This is a genomic window from Desulfoluna sp. CLI2B (assembly GCF_056847375.1).
This window is the reverse complement of sequence record NZ_CP186557.1, coordinates 1,820,229-1,837,025: the sequence shown is the minus strand read 5'-3', so window position 1 is coordinate 1,837,025 and position 16,797 is coordinate 1,820,229. Positions and strand designations below refer to the sequence as shown.

The 16,797-nt window shown below is 60.6% G+C and carries 16 protein-coding genes and 2 pseudogenes; 1 reads left to right on the top strand and 17 read right to left on the bottom strand.

The features are described 5' to 3' along the window. Positions 1–8 precede the first annotated feature (8 nt). Positions 9–2,273, top strand: a complete 2,265-nt coding sequence (locus ACOYW2_RS08905) for a hypothetical protein (RefSeq protein WP_482770148.1) — start codon at positions 9–11, stop codon at positions 2,271–2,273. Between the two features lie 391 nt (positions 2,274–2,664). On the opposite strand, the gene ACOYW2_RS08900 is transcribed toward ACOYW2_RS08905, so the two are convergent. From ACOYW2_RS08900 to ACOYW2_RS08820, 17 genes and pseudogenes are all read right to left on the bottom strand, one after another. Next, entirely contained in the window at positions 2,665–3,834 is a 1,170-nt protein-coding gene (locus tag ACOYW2_RS08900; RefSeq protein WP_482770147.1) for a YibE/F family protein, read from the bottom strand. 59 nt (positions 3,835–3,893) lie between these two features. Beyond that, complete coding sequence (locus ACOYW2_RS08895; protein WP_482770146.1) at positions 3,894–5,489, bottom strand: alkaline phosphatase; 1,596 nt, start codon at positions 5,487–5,489, stop codon at positions 3,894–3,896. 171 nt (positions 5,490–5,660) lie between these two features. Further along, positions 5,661–6,230, bottom strand: coding sequence for an ANTAR domain-containing response regulator (locus tag ACOYW2_RS08890; RefSeq protein WP_482416606.1), 570 nt, complete (start codon positions 6,228–6,230; stop codon positions 5,661–5,663). A gap of 106 nt (positions 6,231–6,336) precedes the next feature. Next, the gene (locus ACOYW2_RS08885) at positions 6,337–6,696 is read right to left on the bottom strand and encodes a BMC domain-containing protein (protein ID WP_246317792.1); all 360 of its coding nucleotides are present in this window, start codon (positions 6,694–6,696) and stop codon (positions 6,337–6,339) included. Positions 6,697–6,972: 276 nt separating this feature from the next. Then, positions 6,973–9,378, bottom strand: coding sequence for a choline trimethylamine-lyase (gene cutC, locus ACOYW2_RS08880; RefSeq protein ID WP_482770145.1), 2,406 nt, complete (start codon positions 9,376–9,378; stop codon positions 6,973–6,975). A gap of 155 nt (positions 9,379–9,533) precedes the next feature. After that, on the bottom strand, positions 9,534–10,085 hold the full coding sequence (locus ACOYW2_RS08875) for a BMC domain-containing protein (protein ID WP_482416608.1): 552 nt from the start codon (positions 10,083–10,085) through the stop codon (positions 9,534–9,536). Between the two features lie 94 nt (positions 10,086–10,179). Then, on the bottom strand, positions 10,180–11,445 hold the full coding sequence (locus ACOYW2_RS08870) for a 4Fe-4S dicluster domain-containing protein (RefSeq protein WP_482770144.1): 1,266 nt from the start codon (positions 11,443–11,445) through the stop codon (positions 10,180–10,182). A gap of 125 nt (positions 11,446–11,570) precedes the next feature. Beyond that, a pseudogene (locus tag ACOYW2_RS08865) lies at positions 11,571–12,617 on the bottom strand (iron-containing alcohol dehydrogenase); the annotation flags it as partial. Positions 12,618–12,661: 44 nt separating this feature from the next. Then, complete coding sequence (locus tag ACOYW2_RS08860) at positions 12,662–13,114, bottom strand: cupin domain-containing protein (protein WP_180141184.1); 453 nt, start codon at positions 13,112–13,114, stop codon at positions 12,662–12,664. A gap of 176 nt (positions 13,115–13,290) precedes the next feature. Further along, entirely contained in the window at positions 13,291–13,569 is a 279-nt protein-coding gene (gene eutM, locus ACOYW2_RS08855; RefSeq protein ID WP_180141182.1) for an ethanolamine utilization microcompartment protein EutM, read from the bottom strand. 242 nt (positions 13,570–13,811) lie between these two features. Beyond that, positions 13,812–14,234 (bottom strand): BMC domain-containing protein, encoded by a 423-nt coding sequence (locus ACOYW2_RS08850; protein ID WP_482770143.1) that lies wholly within the window; start codon positions 14,232–14,234, stop codon positions 13,812–13,814. A gap of 43 nt (positions 14,235–14,277) precedes the next feature. After that, positions 14,278–14,358, bottom strand: a pseudogene (locus ACOYW2_RS08845) (BMC domain-containing protein); the annotation flags it as partial. 5 nt (positions 14,359–14,363) lie between these two features. Next, complete coding sequence (locus ACOYW2_RS08840; protein ID WP_482422590.1) at positions 14,364–14,639, bottom strand: EutN/CcmL family microcompartment protein; 276 nt, start codon at positions 14,637–14,639, stop codon at positions 14,364–14,366. A 54-nt stretch (positions 14,640–14,693) separates the two neighbouring features. Beyond that, on the bottom strand, positions 14,694–15,284 hold the full coding sequence (locus ACOYW2_RS08835; protein ID WP_482770142.1) for a hypothetical protein: 591 nt from the start codon (positions 15,282–15,284) through the stop codon (positions 14,694–14,696). 10 nt (positions 15,285–15,294) lie between these two features. Next, positions 15,295–15,501, bottom strand: a complete 207-nt coding sequence (locus tag ACOYW2_RS08830) for a hypothetical protein (RefSeq protein WP_482770141.1) — start codon at positions 15,499–15,501, stop codon at positions 15,295–15,297. Beyond that, positions 15,498–16,127, bottom strand: a complete 630-nt coding sequence (gene eutJ / locus ACOYW2_RS08825) for an ethanolamine utilization protein EutJ (RefSeq protein ID WP_482770140.1) — start codon at positions 16,125–16,127, stop codon at positions 15,498–15,500. Before eutJ ends, ACOYW2_RS08830 begins: the two co-directional genes overlap by 4 nt. After that, on the bottom strand, positions 16,127–16,792 hold the full coding sequence (locus tag ACOYW2_RS08820) for a phosphate propanoyltransferase (RefSeq protein ID WP_482422586.1): 666 nt from the start codon (positions 16,790–16,792) through the stop codon (positions 16,127–16,129). The genes eutJ and ACOYW2_RS08820 overlap by 1 nt, the downstream gene beginning before the upstream one ends. Positions 16,793–16,797: the final 5 nt, after the last annotated feature.

Genomic DNA, 16,797 nt, shown 5'->3' with positions numbered 1-16,797 from the left:
ATCGCATCATGAACCTCAAACACTGCACCTTCGCCCTGCTCCTCCTCTGCACCGCCACCACCCAGGCCCTGGCCTCCGCAACCCTGAGCGCCCTGGCCCGATGGCCCTACACCCCGGTGGCCTCCTTTTTAAACCCGTCCCCCAATGCCGTGACCTCGGGGGACCATGGGAACTATGCCCAGCCCCTTGTCGCCTGGTCCGTGGGAGACACCGTCTCCATCCTCCAAAGCGACACCATGGCAACGGTGAGCGCCATGCGCGTGGAGACCAGCACCGTCATCCACGACATCCACTACAATCCCACCCCCGGCGCGGAAACCCTTTACGTGGCAGCAGGCCAAAGCGGCCTGCTCATCTACGACCTGTCGGGGCTCAACGGAACACCCTCCGCCTCAGCGCCGGTCCTCAAGGGCAGCTTGAGCCAGGCCCCGGGAAACCCGGGCTCACGGCTCATTTCAGAGACCCAGACCCAGGCCGTGCCGCAGATCGACGCCAGGGGCCTGGGGTATCATGACGGGTTTATCTTTCTTGCGGACATGAACTTCGGCCTGCGGGTCATCAACGTCACCGACCCGGAAAACCCCGTGGAAGAGCCCCTGACAACCCAGACCGCAGACCGGATCTCCGGGTACAAGCAACCCGACATCAACGGCACCTACAAAACCACCGGCGGCTATACCAACGCCACGGCATGCCGCTTTGACGGAAAGACCTTCGCCCTGGTCCTCGACTACTACCACGGTCTGCGGGTCTTTGACGTCACCGATCCCAAGGTGATAGCCGACCCGGTGTCCAAGGACATGCGAAGCAATCTCCTGTACGGATCCATCGCCCTGGTCACGGGCCTCTTTGCAGCAGAGGCACCGGACGGAAACCTCTATGCCTACGTCACGGCCATGGACGCCTACGCCGAACATTCCGTGGCCTCCAAACTCAAGGTCCTTACTCCCGGCGCCGCCCTGGGAGCCAGCCCCATCGTCAACACCGGGCGAAGCCTCAGCCCGGGGGATGCAACAGGGATCGTGGTGGCAGATGTCACCGGCTTTCTCGCCGACGGAGACAAGGGCCTTCAGGTCATCGACTTCTCGGCCCCTCCGGTGGACGGCGTGGTGCTGGACTACCCCATTATCGGAGCCTACCATACCGACACACGCGGCTCTTACAGCGTGGACCTCATCGGCGACGACGCCTTCATGGCCGCAGCCCAAAACGGCCTGCAGAAGATCGATGTGGCCACCCCTTCCGCCCCGGCCCACATCCAGACCGTCACCTCTCCGGTGAGCGGGGATGCGGTGTGGTACCATGCCGGATATGTCTATCTTCTGGACGGCGACAGCGGCCTCTTCATCTTTAACGCGGCCGAGCCCTCGGCCCCGTCCCTTGAAGGAATGTACGAAAACGAGGGCCCCGCAAACGACGTGGCCGTCACCGGAAACACCGCCTGCATCGCCGACGGCGCCAAGGGGCTCACCCTGGTGGACGTCTCCACCAAATCCGCCCCGGTCCTCTTCTCCACCACAAACACCTCAGGCACCGCCACAGCGGTGGCAACCTTTGTCTCGGCCACCAGAACCTATGCCTGCGTGGCCAACGGCGCCGCACAACCCTATGTGGTTGTCGAGATCACCAACCCGGCATCTCCCGGCACGCCCCGGGCCGCAAACCTCGCTGGCTTTACCCCGGGCACGGCCCGGGATGTGGCCACCATGGGCAACCATGCCTTCTTTGCCGACGAACGGGGGCTAAAAATCGTGGACATCACCAACCCGGGCGCCCCTATGGTCATTGCGGAAAAGGCCACCCCCGGAACGGCTGTGTCCGTTGCGGTCTTTGCCCACGAGGGCCGTACCTATGCCCTCATCGCCGACCAGGGCCGGGGCATTGCCGTGGAAGATGTGACCAACCCCCTTGCCATTCCCGGAACCGTCGCCCTGATCCCGCCACCAGGAACCGGCAGCTACCAACACCTGGCCGTCCAAAACCAGGTGGCCTTTGCCGCCGCAGGGGCGGGAGGCCTCTTCACCTTTGGCCTGAGCGACCCCGAAGCACCCGAGGCCCTTGCCTCCTACACCACCAAAAGCAGTGCCGAACAGGTTTCGGCCTTTGTGAAAGACGGCACCGTCCACGGGGCCCTGGCCGAAAAGTACAATGGGCTGGTGATAACTGCTCTGAGCCAGACCACGCCCCAGGAGCCGGCCCCTCCCATGGAGAGCCCCTCCTCGTCCTCGTCCAGCTGCTTCATCAACAGTGTCGAAGGAGCCGCAGGGTTTTAACATACCTGTTTATTGGATTGGGTTGCGGCCGGGCCGCTCTATATGGATATGATGCGATATCAACGCTGGAGGGGATGTAAGATCAGGGTTAACGCATTTAGATTTTTGCCTCCGGCGGCCCTGCCGGGGGCCAAACCTTTGAAAAGTTTGACAAACAGGTTTTTTTTGAGGATGCCGCCCTACAGAGCATAGCCCCTCTTCTTTTTTAATTACCGGAACGTTTTTGCGGCTTGTCACGGCGTAGCCGAAGGCGCAGACGGAAGCTTTTTTCAAAAAGCGACCCGCCGGAGGCAACTGATTTTTTAAATGCGTTGCCCCAGGGTGGAAGGTAGGGTGCGCTTGCGCACCACAAAAAAGAAGGGGAAGGGGCAGGCACAACGCCCCACGCGGCTCAAAATGGCCTGCGGCGTGTCAGCGCTTGGCACCACCCGCCGATCCGCCATGCCTCGCTGCCTGCACTCAGGAGCACCCCGGCGATGACGGCCGTCACCGGGGCCACCATGACCAGGCCGATGCTGCCGATCAAAATCCGGAAGACCTCGGCGGCCACCAGTTTCATGTTGGCGATGCGGGAAAAACTTGTACCCTGGGAGACAAACACCATGAGCATGGTGAGGTAGCCCCCTGAATAGGCGAGCAGAAGGGTTGTTGCCATGGTGCCGATGACCATGCGGCCCACATTGAACCCGGAGGCGATGAGCTCGCGCACCCCGATATCGGGCCGCTTGGATTTGACCTCCCCCATGGAGACGCTCACGTCCATGGCAATGTCCATGGCCGCGCCCGAGGCCCCCAGCAGCACCGCGGAATAAAAAATATGCTGCATGTTCAGGCCGTAACCGCCCTGGACCAGGAGCAGGGTGGAAAAAGGCGTGGTCATGCCCCCTAAATGAAGACGGGCTCCGAAAAAAAGGGTCAGCCCCAGGGTCACGCCCAGGCCGCAGACAGTGCCCAAAAATGCAGAAATCCCCTGGCGGGTGATGCCGGACACGGTAAAGATGATCACCATGGAAAGAAGCACAAGGACCACAAGGCTCAAGGGGAGAGGCGAGGCACCATCGAGGAGGTTGGGGATGTAAAAACACCACAGCACACCCAGGGCCCCCACAAAGGAAAGCAGGGCCTTCACGCCCACCAGGCGGGAATAGATCACCAGGGCCGCGGCAAAGACACCGAAGAGGGCCAGCTCCCAGTTCTGGCGATACATGTTGATGGCCTTGGCATCGGTGATGGTTCCATCCACCGCCTGCACGGCAAGAAGGATGCGGTCCCCCGGCGCATAGATCTCATCCATGTCCAGTTGCCCGTTGAGGTGATTGATGGCCCTCACCTGCCGACCTTTAAACTCACCGTCCACAATCACCACGGTGGCGGTCTGTATCCCCACAGCCCCGGCTCCTGCCCTGAGAATCTCCCCGTTATCCACAGAAATGACGGTTCCGGCCGTTTCGCAAACAGGTCGCCCTTTCCCCCCATGCAGCCAGTGCTGGCCACCCAGGCACACCGCCGCCAGGATAATCAGGAGAAGAATCCCCTCCAGTGACCTTTTCAATACTCGCATGGGGCCTCCGGGCCGTTGGGGGGCGGGAAAACCCGCCCCCTTTTTAGCATGGATATGCGTTAGTTCTTCCCTGCCACGTTCTCGGTATGGCCGTAGGGAATTTTAGAGTACTTCTCGTTGGGACCGACGGTCTTGCCCAGCAGGGCCTTGGAGGGATCCACATCAAAGGAGGAGAGCTTGACCCCCATGATGTCCGCCATGATGCGGGGCAGATCCGTGTTGTCCCTGAAGCCGTTGAACTGCTCGGCCTGGTAGCCTGTTGCGGACAGGGCGATGACCGACGAGGTGTGGACATAGGAGGTCCAGCTGATGCGGGCACGCTCGGACACCAGGTGTGCCACGGCGATCATGGTGGGGGTGTAGGCATAGCCGTAGGTGGTCTGCTGCTCGGGTTTGAGGGTCTGGTTGCGATCCTCTACGGACATGGCCGCCTCCAGCTGCTTGAGCTCCCGGGGATTGAGGTCGGTGAGGCCAAAGTTCTCAGCCACGTAGGCCAGGTAGGCTTTGCGGCGGCTCTTCACATCTGCATACTCCTTGATCATCCCGGGGTACACATAGGCCAGAACGTCTTCCACAGAGGCTTTCACCTTGAAGAGTTCATCCAGCTTCAGGAAGTAACCCTTGGAATCGAGGCTGATGCCCATGGCCATGCCGCCGGTTTCATGGTCGGCAGCCACAACGATGAGGGTCTCTTCAGGGTGTTTTTTGTAGAACGCGTAGGCTTCGGCCAGGGCGGCGTCCAGGGCCAGGGTATCGTAAATGGTACCGGCGGCGTCGTTGCAGTGGGCAGCGTAGTCGATGCGGCCCCCTTCCACCATCATGAAGAAGGGCTTCTCCTGGGCAGCCAGGAGCTCAATGCCCTTTGCGGTCAGCTCGGAAAGCGCGGGCATGACGTTCTCTTTTTTCGTGGTGAAACGGCGGTCAATCTCCATGCCCAGGGCACTGTATCCCAGGGGAGCCAGGACTTTCTCGCCCTTTTTCGGCTGGTAGGCACGGAAGGCGTCTCGGGCCTTGTCACCCACAAAGGTGGTGTACCCTTTGGCCTTGAACTCGGCTACGAGATCGCGATCGTCCTTACGCTTGGACTTCAGGCCCTCGGTGTTGCCCTTGGCCACGAAGTGACGGAACCCGCCGCCTGCCAGGTAATCGAAACCGGAGTTCAGCTGATCCACGGCAATCTCGTTCTCGTTGCCGCGGCTCATGTTGTGGGCGGAAAACGATGCGGGGGTGGCGTGGGTAATGCGGGTGGTGGTGGCCAGGCCCACGGCATAACCGGCGTCGCGGGCAGCCTCGGCAATGGTCGTGACGTTCCTGCCGTCGGGAAGCTTGGCAACCAGGCCGTTGGTGGTTTTAAAACCCGTGGCAAGGGCGGTGCCCCCTGCGGCGGAGTCGGTCACCAGGGTGTTGTCCGAATGGGTGGTTACCAGAGCCGAGGTATCCAGGCTGTTCATCACCAGCTTGGCTTCGGGGTCTTTGGTTTCCATCTTGTAAAAATACTCGGCGGACTGGCGCTGGACAGGCCCCATGCCGTCTCCAATAAAATAAAACACATACTTGGGAGTCCCTGCTGCAAAAGCTGCAGAAGCCATCAGGATCAGCCCGGCGGACAGCACCATGGTGCGGACCGCTTTTTTACCACGTCGATAGAATGTCATGTATGTCTCCATTATGTAGTGTGTTACGGATTGCAGCCGACAGATGATTGCACCTCACCCGCCGACATCTCCTCTCAACATTGTTTCTCCAGTTCTCATCGTTACCATTGTTCACAACCGATGGTAAAAACGACGGGCCACGGATCCCCGCCCACGGCCCGCCTCAACACATCAGGCGTTCATGACAATGACCTTTGCGATCTCCTTCATGGAACAGCGCTTGTCCATGCTGAGCTTGCGCAGCCTCTTGTAGGCCGTATCCTCGCTGATATCGAAGGTCTTCATCAACAGGCCCTTGGCCCTGTCCACCAGCTTTCGGGCTTCCAGCTGACCACGGGCTTCCTCAACGTCGCCCTCCAGCTCGGCGATCTCGGCAGCCCGGGCCACGGCGATCTCCACCATGGGAAGAAGGGCCTCCTCCTTCACAGGTTTCACCACGTACCCGATGACGCCCGCTTCTTTGGCCAGGTCCACGCTCTCCTTGCCAGTGTTGGCCGTCACCAGGAGGATTCCCCCTGCTGTCTTTTCCGAGCGGATCATACGGGCGGCCTTCAAACCGTCCAGAAGGGGCATGTTGATGTCCATCAACACCAGGTCGGGCCTGTGCTTGTGGCAGACCACCACCGCGTCCAGGCCGTCGGAGGCTTCGGCCACCACATCGTATCCCGCGCCTTCGAGAATCTCCCGGATGCCCTTGCGGATCAAGGGCTCGTCATCGACTACGACAATTCTGTATTTCATGCCTGTTTCAACACCTTGCGTTATGTCATGCACCACGGGCCGTCGGTACTCGCACCGGCTCCGGGTAATCTGTTTTTGTTTTTGGGTTCATGCTCTCACCGTCCGGTCACGAGCGCGTCATCTCAACGGAGGCGTACCGAAGCACCCCGTCGAAGAAATCCAGCACCCCTTCAAGGGCCGATTCCACGCCGGCTACATCCCCCACCAGCACCAGGGAACCGCCGAAGCGATCCAGAAAACCGATCTCCACAGCGGCCGCCTTGGTGGCGATGTCCGCTGCGATGATCACCCCTTCCGGCGGGGTAATGGTGAGGATGCCGATGGCGTCCCCGGCCTCGTCGTCGAGGCCCAGTTTCATGTAGATCCCCTGCTGGGGGCTTGCGATCACATGGGCCAGGGTCACCTGCTTACCCGGCACATACTCCTGGATGACCCGCTGTTTGTGTTCGTTTGCCTCTGTCTTCACATCATCTCCAAAAATGTTGGCCTTACCCCGGATATTTCACGAGTCGAGTGCACCCATATTCAAGGCATCAGAGCTGCAGATGTAGTGGTTTACCTCAAGGCTCTGATAACGCAGAAGATGGGTGCACTCGGCTCGCCCGAAGGGTGAGAAAATCGAGCAGAAAGCCATGAATTCATTTTGTATTTTTGAAATATCTATTTTTTTTACAGTAGCGGCCCCTATGAACACTCCATTACCTCGGTCTGGCCGTTTTCTCATGAAATATCCGGGATAGAATCAATCCAACATGGTACGGCTGATAATTTCGTCCTGCACCTCTTTGCAAAGTTCCACGAAAAAGGCGCTGTACCCTGCAACCCGCACCATGAGGTCACGGTACTCCTCGGGCGACTCCTGGGCCTTTTTCAGGGTGTCGTTATCGATATAATTGAACTGCATCTGCCCGTTGCCGAAAAGAGAGGCCGTGCGGAGCAAGGCGATGAGCCCGGCCTCGCCCTGGGGTGTCTCCAGGGAGCCTTCCATCAGCTTGAAGTTGTGAGCCATCCCCAGGCTCATGGACTCCACGTTGAGTTTTCCCACGGACTTGATGACGGCTGTGGGGCCCTTGGCGTCGGCCCCCTGGGAGGGACTCATGCCGTCTGACAGGGGCGCTGCGGCGGCCCTGCCGTTGGGGGTGGCCCCCACCATCTCACCCAGGGGGGTGTTGAAGGACTGGGACAGGGTGCCGTGGATCATGCGGGCGTAAAGGGTGGTGAATCCGTTGATGGTTTTCTCGGTGTAGTCCACGATGTCCCGGGCGATGAAATCAGCATAGTCGTCGTCGTTGCCGTATTTGGGCGCCGAAAGGCAATCCCGGCGGACCTCTTCATACCCTTCCCAGTTGACGTCCATGGCCGCTTTGAGCTCGGCAAGGGTGACCCTTTTCTCATCAAAAACGAGTTTTTTCACGGCGGCCATGCTGTCCACGTAAGTGCCCAGCCCGGCAAAGATCGTTCCGGGCCCTTCGTAGAGCACTGCCCCCCCTGCGGTCACGTCTTTGCCGCTCTGCATGCACCCGTCCACGAACAGGGACATATAGGGGGTGGGCATCATGTCCCGCACCAGGGTCTGATTGATCACCGTGCCCCTGGCTGTGAGGGCCATGATGTGGTCCAGCTGCTTTTTCACGGCCGCATCAAACTGCTCGAAGGTGGTGAACCGGTCCAGGTCACCGGTATCGAGCCCCTGCCTGTCGGGGCCGTAGGATGCCAGCACACCGCGGTTGAAGACAAACTCAATGGCAATGGGCCACTGGGTAAAGCCCCCGGCCGTCCACTGGTGGATCCGGCCGGATTTCTGGGGTTCAACGCAGCCCATGAGGCTGTAATCCCGGGCGTCCTCAAAATCAAAGCCCTTCCTCAGCATCATCTTGATGTGGGCGTCGTCGAAGTGGCAGGCAGGCATGCCTCCCCCGGCCTTGATCACCTCCACGACCTTTTGAAGGTACGCCTGGGGGGACTGGTTGTGGATGCGGCAGGCCAAAGAGGGCTGATAGACACCCACCCTGGCCACGGCGTCCATCACAAGGTAGGTCAGCTCATTGGTGGCGTCCCCGCCCTCGCGCTTCTGGCCCCCAACGCACAGGTTGATAAAGGGCATGTACCCGGCAAAATAGGTGGCGGTGGCCTCCGGGGTATACCAGATCATCTCGGAGCACTTGATGATAAAGCAGCCCATGAGCTCAAGGGCCAAGGCTTCGTCCAGGGTCCCCGCCTTGATGTCGGCCTCGTAACAGGGATAGACGTACTGATCAAAACGGCCCAGGGAGGTGCTGCACTGGTTCTCTTCCATGAGAAAGAGGGACTGGATGGTCCAGATGGACTGGAGCGCTTCCTGAAAGGTCTCGGGCGGATGGGCCGGAACCCGGGCGTTGACCTCAGCGATCTTTTCGAGTTCTGCCTTGCGTGTTTCATCCTGCTCCCTGCCTGCAAGCTCCCTGGCATGGGCCGAAAGGCGGTCCGCATAGATGAGGATGCCCTCGCAGGTTTCAATGGCCGCCTGATAAAAGGATATTTTGTCCTTGTCTTCGGGGGCGTCGCCGGAGAGCTCTGCCAGATGGGCCTCGGCTTCGGCCTTGATGCCGCCGATCCCTTTGGTAAAGAGAATGATATCGTAGCCGGGGCTGGTGTCTCCGCCGCCGCTTGACATGTGATAGGTCAGATCGCTTACGCAGGACTCGGCACCGAACTCCCACAAGCCCTCTTTGCGAAACCAGTCTTCGCAGGCTTCCTCAAGGGACTTGCCTTCCCAGAAGGGAAAAATCTCTTCCCTCAGAATTTTTTTGTCTTCCTCGCTGATCACATACGGGTCCTGGGGACGGGAACCGATGGTGTCGAGCTCATCACGCACCCACTTCCAGGCGGTATCCGGTGAAAAGGCCCCGGCCCTTGCCCTGCCGCAGGGGTGCCCCACAACCAGTTCGTCGTCCTGAATCAGCATGGGTGCTGTCTCACAGGCCCTTTTGAAGCCCATGGCCCTGCGCAGGTTGTTGGGCAGCTCGGGGTACTCTCCGGCCACGGCCGTATAGGCCTGGGCACGGCCGATGGTCATGCTCGGCTTAACGCTGAGATATGCCTCTTTCAAGCGCACAAGGCGCGCCGGGAGCTGGGCTCTCTTTTGACGGGGGTCTGTTGTGGGGTTCATTATCACGTTCCTCGAAAATGGGGGGTACATACCGTACTGCATGATCCTGATCCGCGATGTGCGAAGAGACGCATATCGCGGATCAGGATCATGGGGGAACCGCAAGGCTCCCCCATGACGGAAACCGGTCCAAGGAAATAAACCGGTCGGCTGCGTTACACGAGCTGTGCCTTGAGGTCGTCGCTGGGTGAGGGAATGACCACATGGCTGTAGACGGGGCCGGACTCGCCCACCCCTTCGATGCCGGCGGCCACAGAAGCCTTCACCGAGCCCACGTCACCGGTCATGGTGACAAAGGACTTGCCTGCAAGGCCTGCGGCAAAACGAATCTCGATGAGATCAACCTGGCCGGACTTGGCTGCGGCATCGGCGGCAAGGATGCAGGAAGCCACGGTGTAGGTCTCGATGACCCCCAGGGCGTTGATGCGGGGCACGATGGTGGCCCCGGAGAGAGCGGGCAGCACCATGTGGTGAACGCTGGGAATCACGAACCAGTCGATGACCAGCTCCCCTCCCATCTCACGACCCACTTCCACGGAGCTCTTGACGGATCCGGTGTCCCCGGCCACCATGATCAGGTACCGTCCGGGACAGGTGGGGCGTGCCATCACCAGGTCAACGGTGGCGGCCTTGCTCATTTCGTCTGCGGTCTGGATCCCCAGGGCGATGCTGTTCATTTCGACAACACCGATTGTTCTGTAATTCATACATTTACCTCATTGATCTTCACGACGCCGAGCGCTCGGGCGTGACGTGTCGTTTTTTTGCTGCGGATATCTATTCTGGTGCGCACAGTGCACCCTACCCTCTGGAAATCCTCACCACACCGCCTTCGACGGAGGTCACCACGCCGTCGATGCTGGCGTGGATACGTGCGCCCAGTGCCCCTTCGGGAATCTCGCCGATGAGGTCGCCCTTGGCAACGCGATCGCCCTCCTTCACCACGCAGGCGGCGGGAGCGCCGATGTGCTGGGCAAGGGGAATGGCCACGCGCTCAGGTACGAAGGTCTCTTCGGGCATGCCGGGGTGGGTATCGTATTTCAGCACGTCCAGGCGCTGCATCAGACGCTTGGTGGGAATGTAGCGCACGTCGCGCAAGGGGTGGTTTTCCGGCTCTTCGCCGGTGCCGTTCCAGCGGATCCCCTCTTTCATGAGCTCCTTGCGAATCATGGCGTTTACCTCACGGGGCGAAAGGCCCATGGGGCACGCGAATTTCTCGCAGGCACCGCATTCGCAGCAGAGAAGGGCTGCCTTGCGGGCCTCGGGATCGGCCACCAGGGCCGACAGGGAGCGCATGAGTTTGTGGGGTGCGATGGCGTGCCCCAGGAGGTGCCGGGGGCAAAGGTCGGTGCAGTGGGTGCACTGGCAGCAGATCGTCCCGGTGATACGCTTGATGGACGCCGGATCCTTGATCTTGCCCTTGACCACGTTGTGCTCGGGATCAAGAACAATAAGACCGCTGGTGGTCTTGGTCACGGGCTGATCGGTATCAGGGAGCACGCGCCCCATCATGGGGCCGCCGTCCACCACGCGGTAATCGGAAATTTTGGAACCGCCCGCAAACGCCAGGAGGTCGGAGACAATGGTGCCCACGGGCACCTTCACCACCATGTCGCGGCCCACCTCACCGGTGACGGTGACGTAGCGCTCGGTAAGGGGAATATCCTTCATGGCGTTGGCGATGTTGTACAGGGACTCGGTGTTGCTCACCACCACGCCCACCTGAAGGGGAATCCCCGCTTCGGGCACGGTGCGGCCAGTAACCTCACGGACCAGGACCTGCTCGTCGCCTGCCGGATAGAAATCCTTCAGCTCAAAGGCTTCCTGCGGGCAAGGTTGGTCAGTGGTGTCTTTGGCCACGGTGTCCTTGATGGTCTGAAGGGCCTTGGCGTGCTTGCCCTTGATGCAGATGACCCCGCGGGAAGCGCCTGTGGCGTCCAGCACTGCGTTCAATCCCTCGATCATGATATCGAGCTCATGCTCCATGATGTAAGGATCGCTCATCAGAAGGGGCTCGCAGGAGGCACCGTTCACAAGGACCGTGTCCACCGTCGCGTTGATCTTCACATGCGTCGGGAACCCAGGCACCCCGGCGCCTACCACGCCGGCGTTTAACCTTCTCTACAATCTGCTCTCTCATATGACATTCCATTTTTGTTAGTAGGCTTTGCGCAGCAACTGCCGGATGTCCCTCAGGGAGGGGCGCCTCGGGTTGGTGGACGTGCAGGCATCCTCCATAGCATGGCGGGCCATGGTCTCAAGGGATGTCTCGAACTCGTTTCGTCGATGTCCAAATCCCGGATGCGGTTGGGGATGCCCATCTGGCTGTTGAGCCAGCGCACCGCCTCAATGAGGCTCTCGTTGCCCTGCTCCACGGTCTCACAAGGGAGTTCGAGCTTCTTTGCGATGGTTCGGTAGCGGTCCCGGACGTCAAAGCTGTTGAAGCGGATGACGTAGGGAAGCAGCACGGCGTTGGCCTTGCCGTGGGGGATGTGGAACAGGCCCCCCAGGGTATGGGCGATGCTGTGGGCCACGCCCAGGCCACTGTTGTTGAAGGCCATGCCTGCCATGCACGAGGCAAGGAGCATGTTCTGGCGTGCTTCCATGTCGTCGCCGTTGCGGTAGCAGCGCAGCAGGTAACGGAACACGTACTTGATGGCGTGCACCGCGTACAGGTCGGTGAAGGCGTTGGCCGGGGTGGAGACAAAGGCCTCCAGGGCGTGGGTCAGAACATCCATGCCCGTGGTGGCCGTCACCGACGGGGGCACAGACCGGGTAAACCGGGCGTCCAGTACGGCCATGTCCGGGACCAGCAGGGGGTCGATCAAAGGGATCTTCATCTGCTGCTCGGTGTCGGTGACCACGGTGACCGCCGTTACCTCGGAGCCGGTGCCGCTGGTGGTGGGAATCACCACAAGCTGGGGCTTGCCCTTGGCCGGGTCCGCCTTGTCGGGGCGAAGTACATAATGGCCTTGGCCGCGTCGATGGAGGAACCACCCCCTAAGGCGATGATCATGTCCGCACCGTCGGCCAGGAGTTTCACAGTGCCCTCACGCACGGTCTCCAGGGAGGGATCGGGCTCCACCTTGTCGTACACGCTGCTGGTGATATTGGCGCGCTCCAGCCCGCTGATGATGCGGTCGGCAAAGCCGATCTTCACCATGAAGGCGTCGGTGACGATAAAGGCATGTTTGCCCTTGAGCTTCTCCAGGGTGTTGATGGCGTTTTCGCCGTAGCAGATCTGGGTGCGTCCGTTAAATTGTGTCAAAGCTGCGTCCTCCGGTTACTGCGATTCCCAGTCGGCGGGATAGGTGACGTACATAAAGCGTGCGGACTCGGGAACGCTGAAGGCGATGGAGGTGTTTTTGGGGATGAAGATGATGTCCCCTTTGTTGCCCACCACCTTGCGGCCGTCGATGACGATCTCCAGGGTGCCGTCAATGATGTAGTCCACCTCGTCGTACTTGAGGGTCCAGTCAAAGGAGGTGGCCTCCATCTCCATGATGCCGCAGCCGAGGCGGGGGCTCTCGTCCAGTGTCACGATGTCGGTGAGAAAGACTTTGTCTCCGGCCTTGCCCGTATCAAAGGGCTCGGGCTTGACGGTTTCGGTCTTCACGCAGAGCACACCGCTTTCTTTGTCCACGACTTTTTGAAAGGCCGGTGCCTTGGCGCCACCCATCTGCTCGGTGACCACTTTTCGGATCAGCTCTTCAAGGACTTTTTCATTGATATCCATGCTCGGACTCCTTTTTCTTCGGTGTGGTGTATAGGATAACTCAGGTCGTGGGTGTCCCGGTGCCTGGTTCGTCGTCCCATCAAAGGCGTGCGCGCCCCTTGTGGAACGAAAAGCCACGAATCGGGACCCTGCGGCCGGCGGCATGGGAAATCCCCACGCCGCCGGTCACGGGCGATTTATGCTTCCTGCTTCTTGGGGAGGATGAGCTCCACCTCAGAGTGGGGACGGGGAATCACGTGAACACTCACGAGCTCGCCCACACGATCGGCGGCGGCTGCACCGGCGTCGGTGGCTGCCTTGACGGCACCTACGTCACCGCGAACCAGGGCAGTGACAAGACCGGAGCCAACCTGCTCACGACCTACCAGCTCTACGTTGGCTGCTTTAACCATGGCGTCCGCTGCTTCGATGGCGCCCACAAGACCTTTGGTTTCTACCATTCCCAATGCTTTCATTGTGCGTATCTCCTTTTTTAAAAAAGTAGGTATCCTGCTTTTAAAAAATGTTGCGTTCTACCTTATTATATAGATCCGCTTGCAACATACCGCCGTTGGCTGAGCGTTGCCTGTGATGCCGTACCGGAAATCAAAAGAGCAGCGACGGTGGTTTCAAGTTGATCACGTGGTACCGCCCGAGGGCTTCAAGCGCGCCCCGAGCGATGGTTACATGGGTTTTCAAAAATCAAACGATTGGCCCGTTACGGGCGCTTCACCAGGGCGTTGACCACCGAGGTGTCGGGGGACGGAATCACCACCGCCTCCACCAGGGCCTTGCCCAGGGACTCCCGCGCCGCGTCCACGGCTTCCCGGACCGACGCCACATCGCCCGTCAGAACAAAGTAGGACTTCCCGTTGATGCCCTGGCCGGTGACGATGCGGGCCAACTCCACGGCAGATCGCTTCACGGCCTCATCGGCTGCGGCGATGCCCGATGAAGCGGTGCGGCATTCCACCACGCCGATGGCACCCTGGCCCTGCACGGCCAGGCCCCTTTTGAGGGCCTGAAGCACCTGGGGCGAAACGCCCCCGATGGTGTAGCTTCCGGCCAGGGAATAGCCAGCGGCTTCGGCGGCCGTCACCGAGGCGGCCACGGCCGCCCGGTCTCCGCCCACATGGATCATGTAGCGGCCGGAACAGATGGTGCCCGCCTTTGAGGAGGGTCACCTCGGCTGCCTTAACCATGATATCGGCAAGGACCGCACCGGCGGCGATGCTTCGGCTCTCTATGATGCCCAGGGAATCCATGGCCCTTACATCCCCTCCTGAACCTCGACCTCGTCGATGATGCCGACGATGGTGGCATCCACGGGCGCATCAGAAATGGAGCCTGCGTTACGGGCGGAGCTGCCGGTGGCCACGAGGACCCGGTCTCCGATGCCCGCGCCGATGAAGTCAACGGCCACCAGGGAGTCAAGCTCTTCGTTGGTGCAGGCGTCCAGGCGCCTGACCACCATGAGTTTCATGCCGCTTAAGCCGTCTTCTTTTCGTGTGGCCCACACATTGCCGATCACTTTTCCAACGATCATCCTGGTCGCCTCGTAAGGGTTGGGTCCGGCCCAGTGGCCATGACCCGTTGGTTGTTATCCCCGGGTAAGGGTGATGCCGAGTTCCTTGGCGCTCTCCACGGCAAGGGGGGTGACCTGGGCGTCTGCGGGAAGCCGAAGCTCCGTTGCACCCCTGCGGCCAGCCTCTGCCACGTCCGATTCGGTCACCAGGGGTTTCCTGATCCGGACGGTGTCGCGTTTCGTCATATCCATGGCGGACAGGCCGAAGGAGGCCAGTGCCGCCTCCTGCCCCTCGAAGAGCCGCATGAGGCCTTCGGGGGCGGTATCGGCGTACCGCTTGTATTCAAACTCCATCACCTCCACCGGGTGACCGGCCAGAAGGGCTGCCAGGACCTTTTCCATCAGGGGTCCATCGGCCTTGCCCGCGGCCATGTCCGCCATGTGGCGAGTGGGAGAAAATAGCACAATGCGCCGCAGGCTCTCTTTAGAGCCCGGGTCTTCATCCGGGTAGAGAAAGGCGTGCCCGTCGCCCAGCCGCTTTTCAGCGGCCTGGCATTTGGGACAGGTCTTCTCACCGATGATGAGTACCCTGGGTGCCTCGTCACCACCGCCGATCTGCTTGAGGACCTCGGCGGCGATGGCTTTTACCAGTGCTTCCACATCCATGGTGTCTCTCCTATTCGCCCTGTGGCACCGAGCTCAGGGCAATGCCCATGGGAGTCACGAGAAAGGGGTTGGCCGGTTTGTACACAGGGATCCCGAGCTCTTTTTCAAACACGGTCTCCATGTCCGTAAGGCAGCAGGTGCCGCCCACAAGGTAAACGGCTTTTATGTTCCGCCCCTCGATGTGCCCTTTCACGATGGTGGCCATCTTCTGGATCACGGGACGGACCGCGGCAAAATTTCCTTGTGCCGCCCGTAGTCCCGTTTGATCTCCTCGGCCTCTTCGAAGCTCACCTTGTAAGCGCCGGAGAGGACCAGGGAGAGATGGGTTCCGCCCGTGGCTTCGTCGGCCACGTAGACCACCTTGCCCTTCTCCAGGATGGAGAGGCCGGTGGTACCGCCGCCGATGTCCACGATGACACCGTCTTCAACCCCCAACACGGCGTTGGCCGCCGTGGGCTCGTCCAGCAGGTTGGTCACTTCCATCCCCGCGCCTTCCACCACATAACCGTGGGTCTTGCAGTCCGACTCGCCGGTCCCGGGAGGCACGGCAATGGCCGCCTTTTCCAGTTCCCGTCCGAGGCGTTCCTCAAGCTGGGCCTTGAGACGCCTGACCACGGTCATGGCGCCCATGTAGTCCACCACCAGGCCGTCTTTGATGACCTGGGCAAACTCCATGGCACAGGCCACGGGCTCCCTCTTGCTGTTCATGACGACCAGCACGATGAAGGCGGTACCCAAGTCCACCCCCACCAGAAGCTCTTCGGTGGGAGAGACCTCCCGTGTGGTGTCGAGGCACGTTTCCAGATCGGCGATGAGCCGATCCACGGATGAAAAGTCCAGCATTACGCCTCCTGGGTGACGCCCACGATACGACCGGTGGCATTCTTGCCCAGGCCGCAGCTGTTGGCTTCGTCAAAGTCGATGTGCATGGCCAGTCGGAAGTCCTTGTTCACCCGCACAATGACATCCTTGAACACCGCAGGGCGGGATCCGTCCATGTGGACGTCCACCTTCTGGTTGTCGGACACGCCGAAACGGGCCGCGTCCGCAGGGGACATGTGGATGTGACGGGCTGCAACGATGACCCCCTCTTCCAACCCGGCAAGGCCGCTGCCGGAGGTGAGGACGACACCCGGGGTACCGGCCACGTCGCCGGACTGGCGAACCGGTGCCTTGACACCCAGGATGCGAGCGTCGGTGAGGGAGAGCTCCACCTGGCTCTTGGGTCGGGCGGGCCCTAAGACTGCCACGTTGTCGATGACGCCGCTGGGACCGATAAGACGGACCCGCTCCTTGCAGAGATACTGACCCGGCTGGGAGAGCTCCTTGACGTGGGTCAGGGAACCGCCGAACAGCTCTTTGATATCTTCTTCACACAGATGGACATGGCGACCGGAGAGCTCCACGGGGATGGCTGCGTCGCAGGACGCCGCCGCCTTTTCCGCCGGGGTCTCTCCCATCTGGTCCATGACCTTCTTGATAATGTCTTCTACGATAGTCTGTTGCATCGGAT